Origin of the sequence: Devosia geojensis, assembly GCF_000969415.1 — a bacterium.
GTDB classification, from domain to species: Bacteria; Pseudomonadota; Alphaproteobacteria; order Rhizobiales; family Devosiaceae; genus Devosia; species Devosia geojensis.
In genome coordinates, this window is sequence record NZ_JZEX01000163.1 from 1 (window position 1) to 3,977 (window position 3,977).

Annotated in this window: 4 protein-coding genes; all 4 read left to right on the top strand. The window is 71.8% G+C overall.

Annotated features, from left to right (window positions below):
* Positions 1–1,079 (top strand): glycoside hydrolase family 5 protein (locus tag VE25_RS18785; RefSeq protein WP_046110205.1); only part of this gene is annotated, 1,079 nt, incomplete at its 5' end.
* Between the two features lie 3 nt (positions 1,080–1,082).
* Complete coding sequence (locus VE25_RS18790; RefSeq protein ID WP_046110206.1) at positions 1,083–1,886, top strand: WecB/TagA/CpsF family glycosyltransferase; 804 nt, start codon at positions 1,083–1,085, stop codon at positions 1,884–1,886.
* A gap of 1 nt (position 1,887) precedes the next feature.
* Positions 1,888–3,189, top strand: a complete 1,302-nt coding sequence (locus VE25_RS18795) for an O-antigen ligase family protein (RefSeq protein WP_046110207.1) — start codon at positions 1,888–1,890, stop codon at positions 3,187–3,189.
* On the top strand, positions 3,186–3,977 hold a 792-nt coding region (locus VE25_RS18800; RefSeq protein ID WP_052732085.1), incomplete at its 3' end, for a glycosyltransferase family 4 protein. The genes VE25_RS18795 and VE25_RS18800, both read left to right, overlap by 4 nt.

Sequence of the window (3,977 nt, forward strand, 5' to 3'; positions counted from 1 at the left end):
CCCCCGACCCCTCCCCTCAAGGGGGAGGGGAGTCGGGCCGCCTGCGCCTCCGTCGCCGGAGTTTCCTAACTGGCGCGGCATCGGCCGCCGTTCTCGCGCCCCTGCCCCGCGCCTGGGCCCGCACACAGACGCGCATCGAAGTCGCCGGCAACCGCCTGACCTATGGCGGCCAGCCCCTGCGGCTCGTCGGGATTGCCGTCGGCGATCCCTACTACATCCGGGCCGGGCGGGCGGCTTCCGACTATGTGGTCATCGCGCGCGACTGGGCGGCGAACTGCGTGCGCATCAGCGTGCATCCCGGCCATTGGCGGATCGATCCGGCGCGCATGGACCAGCTGCTCGAGGCCGATGTCGCGGCGGCGCGCGCCGAAGGCCTTTTCGTCATCATCGACTGGCACGCCATCGGCTTTCCCGGCGGCTATCAGCCGGCGCCGCCGCCCGAATGGGGCCTGCCGCCGGACGTCTATCTTTCCGACATCGCCCTGGCCAGGAGCTTCTGGCGGCACATCGCCGGGCGCTACGGGCAGGACCCGGCCATCCTCCTCGAAATCTGGAACGAGCCCGTCGTCGACGAGACCCTCTGGGATTCGACCGGCGAGCACTGGCCGGTGCTGCGCGCCGCCTGGGAGGAGATCGTCGCCGAGATCCGCATGCGCAGCGACAACGTCGTGCTCTGCGCCGGCGGGCGTTTCGCGCACGACCTCGTGGGCGTCGCCGACAACCCCGTCTCCGATCCGCGCGCCGCCTATGCCTGGCACGCCTATCCCAACGAGGACCGGCACCTGCCCGACCGATGGCTGCGCAGCCTCGATCGTCTGCACGAGACCAAGCCCGTCGTCGTCACCGAATGGGGGTTCTGCCCGGAATGCTCGGATGGCCTGCAGGGATCCATCGAGGATTTCGGCCGGCCGTTCATCGAGACGGTGCTCGACGGGTTCGGCCTCGGACACACGGCCTGGTGCTACAGCCCGGGGGCGGCGCCGGCGCTGCTGGCGGCGGACGGGGCCACCCCTTCCGACTACGGCGCGTTCGTGCGCGCGCACCTGCGCCGGCTCGCCGGGCGCGATACGGGCGGGTGAGCGATGCTGCAGATCGTCTATCCCGAGATCGAGACCGTGGAGCTGGGACGCCTGCCGGTTGCCCGGCTCGATCGCCGGCAGACCGCCGAACTGATGCTCTCGCTCGTGCGCGACTACCGGCGCGCCGGCCGCCCCTGGGTCGCAACCAGCGTCAACGGACAGGTGCTTTCCATTGCCGCCCAGGACGAAGGCCTGCGCGAGGCGCTGCTCTACGCCGATCTCGTCAGCTGCGACGGCCAGCCGCTCGTCGCCGCGTCGGGCCCGATGACCGGCGCGGCCCTGCCCGAGCGGGTGGCGACGACCGATCTCTTCCACGACGTGGCCGAGGCCGCGCGGGGGCGTTCGGTCGGCATGTTCTTCCTCGGCGCACGCGAAGAGGAAAACCGCCGGGCGGTCGAGGCCGTGCGCCAGCTCTACCCGCACATCCGCATCGCCGGACGCCTGCACGGCTTTCGCGGCCATGCCGAATGGATCGAGCGGCTGGACGAGATCAACTCGCTCGCGCCCGACATCCTCTGGGTGGCGCTCGGGGTGCCGCGCGAGCAGCACTTCTACATGCGCTTCGCCCATGCCCTGCCGCAGGTGGGACTGATCAAGACCGGCGGCGGACTCTTCGATTTCCTCTCCGGCTCGGCCCGGCGCGCGCCGGCTTGGATGCAGCGGAGCGGGCTGGAATGGGCGTTCCGCACGGCGATCGAGCCGCGGCGGCTGGCGATGCGATACCTCACCACCAATCCGCGCGCGGCGCTGCTGCTGCTCCTCCACAGCAAGCGCGGCGTGCGCCGGGCGCGCCTGCGGAGCCGCTGAGATGACGTACGCCTTGACCGCGCGTCCTTCGGCCGGCTTCGCGGGCGCAGCCTCGGCCTCGGCGCTGCTCGTCATCGCTGCCCTCGTCATCTGGACGCAGGCGCAGCCCTTCGCCAGCCTCCAGGACTACGGATCGCTCTCGGACCCGACCCAGTCGAACGGCTGGCGGCGGCTCTCGACCATCGCCATTACGCTCGCCTGCGCGGGCTTTGTGTGGATGCGCGGAAGGTTCGGGAGCCTTGCGGGGGCGGCGGGCGCGTGGCTGGCGGCGGTGTTCGTCTGGTTCGCCCTCGCCGCCGTGTTCTCGCCGGCGCCGGGCCTGGCGCTCAACCGGCTGGCGCTGGCCGCAAGCGTGGTGCTTATCGCCTATGCGCTGCCGCTGCTTTTCGACCGCTTCGAGCCGTTCCTCGCCGCCTATGGCGTCGCCGCGAGCGCGGCGATCGCCCTCAGCTTCCTCGGCGTCCTCGCCGTGCCCGAGCTCGCCGTCCATACGGCCATGGACGTGGTCGAGCAGGGGCTCGCCGGCGACTGGCGCGGCATCTTCAAGCACAAGAACGACCTCGGGCCGATGGCGGCGCACTTCGCGTTCTTCGGCCTGCTGCTGATGCGGGCGGGGCGGCCGGCCTGGGGGGCGTGGATCCTGGCGAGCGCGCTGGTGCTGCTCGCCATGTCGGGCGCCAAATCGGCGGCGCTGCTCTTCCTGCCGGCGCTCGCCGGCGCCGCGATCATCGTTCGCGCGCGGTCGGCCTGGGTGACGGTCATAGTGGCGCTCGGCGCGATCGGGGGGCTGGGGCTGGCGACCGTCGGCACCGTGCTGGTTCCGGGCCTGCAGGGCGCAGTCGCCGCCGTGCTGCCGGATGCGAGCTTTACCGGGCGCAGCGACGTGTGGTCGCTGGCGCTCGATGCCATCGGGCGCGCGCCGGTCGCCGGCTACGGCTATGCGCTCTTCTGGGATACGAGCCTCACCTATTCGGTGGCGGACACCGGCAGCACCGCCGCGCTGATGTCGCATGCGCACAACGGGTTTCTGGAGACCGCGATCGCCGCGGGGTTGCCGGGGCTGGTGCTGGTGCTGATGTGGACGTTGGTAATGCCGCTGCGGCATATCCTTGCCATCAAACGCGGGCTGAGGAGCGCGCGCGAGCGGGCGTTCCTCGAGTTCCTCGTCGCCGGCTGGCTCTTTCTGATGATGATCTCGTCCTTCGAGGCGGTGCTGTTCAACCGGGGCGACGCCATCTGGTTCGCGGGGCTCGTCTCGATCGCGTGCCTTGCGCTCTGGTCGCGCGCGCCGCTCGCCCGATGAGACCGCCGCGCGTCCTGCAGCTGGTCAGCAATGCCGAGGTCGGGGGCGTGAGGACGCTCGCCGAGACCGTGGCGGCGGGGCTTGCCGGACGCGGCTGCGCGGTGCGGACGCTGAGCCTTGCCGATGGCGCAGGCCTGCCGGGGAAGCTGGTGCATCTGGCGGGGATTGCCGGGCATATCCTTTGCGCCCGGCCCGACGTCATTCTCGGCTACCAGCCGGCGGCAGCGCTCATCGGTGCGTTTTTCGGCATGCTCGCGAGGGTCCGCGTGCGGGCGACGCACCAGACAGCGATACCGGAGGCGATCCGGCCGGCCTGGCGCCTGTGGGACCGGCTGGCCGGCGTGACGGGGCTCCATACCCACATCATCTCGAACTCGCGAGCCACAAGCGCGGCCTTTGCCGGCTATCCGCGGCGCTATCGCGGACGGATCATCGAGATCCCCCACGGGGTCGCGCAATTGCCGCGGCCCTCGCGACCACGGGATTGGCGCGCCGAGCGCGGCATCGCAGCGGACGCCCCGGTCCTCGTCGCGACGGGACGGCTCGCCGACCAGAAGAACCACCGGCTGGCCGTCGCCGCCCTCGCCCGGCTGACGCGGGCGCATCTCGTCATCGCCGGCGACGGGCCAGAGCAGCGCGCGCTGCTGCTGCTGGCGCGGCGGCTCGGCGTCGCGCAGCGCCTTCACCTCGTCGGCGCCCTGCCGCGCGAAGAGCTCGGCGCGCTGCTCGCGGCCGCCGACATCTATCTCTTTCCCTCCCGCTGGGAGACGTTCGGGCTGGCGGGGGTG